General features: G+C 43.3%; 8 protein-coding genes. All 8 read right to left on the reverse strand.

All coding sequences use genetic code 11. The features are described 5' to 3' along the window. Positions 1 to 15: 15 nt before the first annotated feature. Positions 16 to 231: a YozE family protein gene (locus tag ADI74_RS00485; RefSeq protein ID WP_001232084.1), complete on the reverse strand. Its 216-nt coding sequence runs from the start codon at positions 229 to 231 to the stop codon at positions 16 to 18. Between the two features lie 12 nt (positions 232 to 243). After that, positions 244 to 834, reverse strand: a complete 591-nt coding sequence (locus ADI74_RS00490; RefSeq protein WP_049536320.1) for a GrpB family protein — start codon at positions 832 to 834, stop codon at positions 244 to 246. Positions 835 to 845: 11 nt separating this feature from the next. Then, positions 846 to 1,700 (reverse strand): RNA-binding virulence regulatory protein CvfB, encoded by an 855-nt coding sequence (cvfB, locus tag ADI74_RS00495; protein ID WP_049536323.1) that lies wholly within the window; start codon positions 1,698 to 1,700, stop codon positions 846 to 848. 59 nt (positions 1,701 to 1,759) lie between these two features. Further along, positions 1,760 to 2,317, reverse strand: coding sequence for a ribosome recycling factor (gene frr, locus ADI74_RS00500; protein ID WP_001262233.1), 558 nt, complete (start codon positions 2,315 to 2,317; stop codon positions 1,760 to 1,762). Between the two features lie 7 nt (positions 2,318 to 2,324). Continuing rightward, positions 2,325 to 3,062 (reverse strand): UMP kinase, encoded by a 738-nt coding sequence (gene pyrH, locus ADI74_RS00505; protein ID WP_000002996.1) that lies wholly within the window; start codon positions 3,060 to 3,062, stop codon positions 2,325 to 2,327. An 83-nt stretch (positions 3,063 to 3,145) separates the two neighbouring features. Continuing rightward, on the reverse strand, positions 3,146 to 4,480 hold the full coding sequence (gene trmFO / locus ADI74_RS00510) for a methylenetetrahydrofolate--tRNA-(uracil(54)-C(5))-methyltransferase (FADH(2)-oxidizing) TrmFO (protein ID WP_049536326.1): 1,335 nt from the start codon (positions 4,478 to 4,480) through the stop codon (positions 3,146 to 3,148). 234 nt (positions 4,481 to 4,714) lie between these two features. After that, the gene (gene rsmI, locus ADI74_RS00515) at positions 4,715 to 5,584 is read right to left on the reverse strand and encodes a 16S rRNA (cytidine(1402)-2'-O)-methyltransferase (protein WP_049536328.1); all 870 of its coding nucleotides are present in this window, start codon (positions 5,582 to 5,584) and stop codon (positions 4,715 to 4,717) included. Between the two features lie 2 nt (positions 5,585 to 5,586). Further along, entirely contained in the window at positions 5,587 to 5,904 is a 318-nt protein-coding gene (gene yabA, locus ADI74_RS00520) for a DNA replication initiation control protein YabA (protein ID WP_049536330.1), read from the reverse strand. Positions 5,905 to 6,000 lie beyond the last annotated feature (96 nt).

Genomic DNA, 6,000 nt, shown 5'->3' on the forward strand with positions numbered 1-6,000 from the left:
CAAATCTCATTATCTCTAGTGTTCTAAGTATTCTTGCCAGATGGCGTCAAAGTCTCCTAGGTTGAAAGAGAAACTGGCATGTTCCTCCAAAAAGCGACTCACCTCATCAAAATCATCCGTGTGTTTTGGGAAGGCTGACTCTTCAAAAGCGAGGTCTGCCAAGATGGCTTTGGGACTGTTACTTTTAGGATTGCGCTCGGTCATGAGCCAAGTGTAAAATGATTTTCTCAATTCTTTCTCCTATCAAGACTTTTTTTGATGACACTTTTCTGATTCTTGAAAATTACTGGACTTAGCCTCTGAAACGTAGTGGTTTATAAAATCCGTTTTCGCATCAGTATAGGCGTCTCGATTGTGTTCAAATTGTTTCCACAAACTGAGTTTTAATTCCTGATACGCTTGGGCAATATCTGGATGCTGGCAGAGATAATCTCTAAAATAAATCTCGTCATGATCTCCCGTCATTCGCAAATGTAAATGAAAAACTTTCTCAGCAAATCCCTGCTCTGTATAGCCTTTATTTAGCGAAATCCTGTTAGGACTCTCCGACATCACTAGCCAACCATTCTTCACCAATAAATCCCTGATTCTTGCTAAATCCTCTATTCTACCTACTTCTAGCAGAATATCAACGATATTTTTGGCCCAAATATTAGGGATAGCAGTGCTACCGATATGTTCTATTCTTTTAATAACATTTGCACCCAATATTTTTTTCAGATTTGATTTTTCCGATTCATACCAGTCTTTCCACTCTGACTTGTGCTCTACTAGAAAAATAGGAAAAAGTTGCCAGAGTTCCTCTAAACTCATTTCTTCAAGTTTCTTTATCATGTCTATAAGACCTAAATCAACTCTGTCCCAAACTGGTCCTGCTTGATTTTGCCAGCTTTCATCAAGCCTCCGAGTGCTTTCTTGAACTGACCTTTAGAAATGCCAAAGGTTGCCTTGATGTCCTCAGGGGACGACTTGTCATTCAAGGTCATGAAGCCACCATTGCTTTCCAAGTATGTCAAAATCATCTGGGCATCATTTTCCAACATCTCAAAAGAACGTGGTTTGAGGGAGAGGTTCAAGGTGCGGTCCACTTCACGGAAACCAATGACACGCGCATCTAAAACTTGCCCCAAACGGGGCTCTGCATAGCGCTCACTAGGATGGATAAAACCAAGCATGTTATTCTCTGGCAGATAGACAAAGGTTCCTGACAGCTTGAGACGGTAAACAATGGCTGGCCAGTTTTGGTTCTGCATGTTGTTGTAAGCAGGACGAGCCAGACGTTGGAAGTCTTCCTGATAAGCCAAGAGTCCCCAGATTCGATCTTTCTTGTCCACTTCAAGACGGATGTAGAGTTTGTCGCCCTTCTTAGGCCAGAGTTCCTTGAGCTCAGGAAGAGTATCAAGCGATACTACGACTTCCTTATCGGGTAGACCTGTATCCACAAAGACACCCAGGTCTTTACGAACTTCTGTTACGGTTCCCCAACCAAATTGGTCCTGAGTGGCAGTCACTTCTAAGGTTGTCAGACGTAGTTTTTGCTTCATATCCGTGTAGGCAAAACCTTTGACTGTATCCCCTACTGTATGTTGACCTTCTTCCTTGGCAAGTGCATAGGTCTGACCATCCTTTTGCACAAAGTAAAAATGGTCATTTTCATCGATGATGAGTCCAACAATAAAACTTGCAAGATTTGTATTCATATTTCCTTCTTTCGAATAAAACTCAGCCAGCAATGCCAACTGAGTTTTTCTGTTTATTTTTAGACTTCCAAGATTTCTTTTTCTTTATTGGCAGTCATATCGTCGATGTGTTTGACAGCATCGTCTGTTACTTTTTGAATATCTTTTTCAAGAGTCTTCAATTCGTCTTCAGTGATTTCTTTTGCTTTTTCTTGTTTCTTAGCTTCGTCCATAGCATCACGACGGATGTTACGAATAGCCACTTTAGCATTCTCACCGACCTTCTTCACTTCTTTAGCAAGGTCACGACGAGTTTCCTCTGTAAGAGCTGGGATAACCAAACGGATCACAGAGCCGTCATTAGCTGGTGTAATACCAAGATCAGAAGCGTTCAAGGCACGTTCGATGTCTTTCAATGAAGACTTGTCAAATGGCGTTACCAACAAAACACGCGCTTCGGGAATAGTGATTGAAGCGATTTGGTTAAGAGGAGTTTCGACTCCATAGTATTCTACGTGGATACGGTCTAGCAGGCTTGCGTTAGCACGACCTGCACGGATACCACCAAATTCACGAGCAAGTGATTGGTGAGACTGGGTCATTCTCTCTTTAGCTTTTTCTACAATTGCGTTAGCCATAATTTTCTTATTCCTTTTCTTCGATATTGTTTGAAACTGTTGTTCCGATATTTTCACCAAATACGACACGTTTGATGTTGCCTGGTTGGTTCATATTGAAGACGACCAAGTCAATGTCGTTATCCATTGAGAGGGTTGAAGCAGTTGAGTCCATGATACGAAGACCTTTGTTGATAACATCACGGTGAGTCAATTCTTCAAACTTAACGGCTGTCTTATCTTTCTTAGGATCGGCATTGTAAACACCATCTACGCCATTTTTAGCCATCAGAATGGCATCTGCTTCGATTTCAGCTGCACGAAGAGCCGCTGTTGTATCTGTTGAGAAGTAAGGTGAACCAATTCCGGCACCAAAGATAACGATACGACCTTTTTCAAGGTGGCGAAGGGCACGTCCACGTACATAAGGTTCTGCCACTTGTTGCATAGCAATGGCAGTTTGCACACGCGTATCTACGCCAACTTGCTGCAATGAATCTGCCATCACAAGAGCATTCATAACAGTCCCAAGCATTCCAGTGTAATCTGCCTGAACACGGTCCATTCCTGCTTCTGCAGCAGGTTCTCCACGCCAGAGATTTCCTCCACCAATAACAAGGGCAATTTCGATACCTAAGCTATGAACTTCTTGAATCTCTTTTGCGATTGTTTGAACTGTTTGGATATCAATCCCTACGCCACGTTCACCGGCAAGGGCTTCACCTGATAACTTGATTAAAATACGTTTATACTTGGGATTCGCCATTTTTACTCTCCTTTTTTTATCCTACCTATTTTATCACAATTTCTAAGATTTTTATAGTATCATGAGCAATTCTTTCAAAAAAATTAGACAGTTAAAAATTCTTCTAAGTCAGCAAGAGCATGCTCTGCAATTTTTTCATAACGAGCCTTCTTATCACGGATACGCTCGCCTTCTAACTCCTTGATAATCCCGAAATTGACGTTCATTGGTTGGAAATGTTTGCTGTCCGCATGGGTGATGTAATGAGCTAGACTGCCAATCGCTGTTGTCTCTGGGAAAATAGCCTCGCTTTCTCCTTCGAAGAGACGAGCGGCATTTATTCCAGCAACTAAGCCTGACGCTGCTGACTCAACATAACCTTCCACACCCGTCATCTGACCAGCAAAGAAAAGGTTTGGTTGTTTCTTAGAACGGTAAGTCTGTTCAAGAAGATTTGGTGAATCCATATAAGAATTGCGGTGCATGACCCCATAACGGACAAACTCAGCATTTTCAAGACCCGGAATCATTTGGAAGACACGCTTTTGTTCTCCCCATTTGAGGTGGGTTTGGAAACCGACGATATTGTAGAGGCTACCAGCCGCATTATCCTGACGGAGCTGGACAACCGCATAAGGTGTTCTAAATTCTCCATCACGAGGGCCTGTGTAGTCATCTGGATACTCCAGACCAACTGGTTTCATAGGACCATAAAGCATGGTTTTAATGCCACGTTTTGCTATGACTTCAATCGGCATACAACCTTCAAAGTACTTTTCTTTTTCAAAGGAATTGAGAGGAGCTTCTTCCGCATTGACCAAGGCTTCATGGAAATCCATAAACTCTTGCTTGGTCATAGGGGCATTGAGGTAGGCCGCCTCTCCCTTGTCATAACGAGATTTGAGATAGACCTTGCTCATATCGATGGTGTTGACATCAATAATAGGCGCTGCCGCGTCATAGAAATAGAAACCAGCACCGTCATTGAGGGCATGAATCTTTTCAGCTAGGGCGTCGCTGGTCAAAGGACCAGTCGCTACAACTGTAATAGCATCTGTCGGCAATTCTGTAATCTCATCACGCACCACCTCAATCAAGGGATGGTTGGCTACTTTCTCAGTCACCATCTGAGAGAAACCATCTCGGTCCACCGCAAGCGCTCCACCTGCTGGAACACGTGTAGCCTCGGCAGATTCCAAGATGACCGAACCCAAGCGACGCATTTCTTCCTTGAGGAGACCTACTGCATTTGTCAGAGCATCGCCACGAAGAGAATTGGAACAAACCAACTCCGCAAAATTGTCTGTTTTGTGCTGAGGTGTTGACTTGACACCACGCATTTCATAGAGTTTAACTGGAATACCACGTTCTGCGATTTGGTAGGCAGCTTCAGACCCCGCTAAACCTGCTCCGATAACATTGATATAAGATTGAGACACGACACTAATACCTCTTTGGGAGTGTGAAGACAAGATTCACATTGAAAAAGCCAACTAAACTTACGAGATTACGAGTTTCTAGGCTCAGACTGAAAAAGTCCACAGGACTTACTTCGCTCTTGAATTTCTTGGTTCAGGCTGAAAAAGTCCCTCGGACTTTTTCACTCCCACAAATCTTTCTAATTTTTCTTTTACTAGTATAACAAAAAAAGGGAAGAAGGCAAACTTCCCTGTTTAGTCATTTTCTTCCCAGTCGTGGTAGGCACTGTAGAGTTGGCTTTTATTCCACTGGTAGAGTTTCGCAACTTCCTTAATGGCTTGATTTTTCTTCATTCCTTGCTGGATACGAGCTTGGATTTCTGAAAACAAGTCCTCCTCGTCCTTTTCCTCCACATCCAGACTGGCACCCTCAACGATGAGAAGGCATTCGCCCTTGAGCGGTGTTCCAGCGGTGCTTTCTAGCAATTCAGAGATCTTTCCTCGTTGGTATTCTTCATAGATTTTGGTTAATTCTCTAACCAAGACCACCGAGCGGTCGCCGTAGACTTCTAGCATATTTTCCAATGTATCTGCCACACGATGGGGCGATTCATAGAAAATCTGAGTTTCTGGATAGTCTTTTTTTGAGTCGAAAAATTGCTTTTGCTGGCCTGATTTTCTTGGTAAAAAGCCATAAAAGATATGTGGCTGTGGCGCCAAACCACTGGCAATCAAGGCAGAAATCCCTGCAGAGGCTCCTGGAACTGTGACAACTGCAATCTCTTCCTCGATCGCTGCCTTGACTAAATCATGACCAGGGTCCGAGATGCTAGGCAGACCCGCATCGGAGACCTGAGCAATACTTTTTCCTGCTTTCAGAAAACCAATCAAATCAGGAATCTTTTCCTTGGCATTGTGCTCATGAAAACTGATCTGTTTGGTCGAAATGTCAAAATGCTTGAGCAAAAGCCCTGTATTGCGCGTGTCCTCAGCAGCAATCCAGTCCACCTCTTTCAAGGTCTGGATGGCACGAAAGGTCATGTCATCTAGATTGCCAATCGGTGTTGCTACTAAGTAAAGCTTGCCATAGGGAGTTTGCCCCTTAAAACTTTTTTGAATCTGCATGCCTACTCCCTGTATAACAACTCGTCACAGAACATACATTCCTCATCCTGCTCGCGGCGTTGTCCATAAAAATCATTACATACGTGAAAACCGTCCTTATAGATTCGACGGACGCTTTCACGAACATGCTTGGCTTTGACGGGAGCATCTGCTTCCACCTCGCCCAAGCGTTCGCGCAACTTACTATTTTCCAAGCGAAGAGCTGTATTTTCCTCTACCAGGCTCTTGAGATTTTTCTTGATGGCTTCCACATCGGCCAAGGTCATCAATAACTGTTGGGAAAAATCGTCCAGCGCATCAAATAATTCTTTTTTATCCATAAACCAGCCCTTTCCTTTCTATATCGTTCATTTTTAATACTCAATGAAAATCAAAGAGCAAACTAGGAAACTAGCCGCAGGCTGTACTTGAGTACG

The sequence above is a fragment of the Streptococcus pseudopneumoniae genome, from assembly GCF_001074565.1.
Classification (GTDB): domain Bacteria; phylum Bacillota; class Bacilli; order Lactobacillales; family Streptococcaceae; genus Streptococcus; species Streptococcus pseudopneumoniae_J.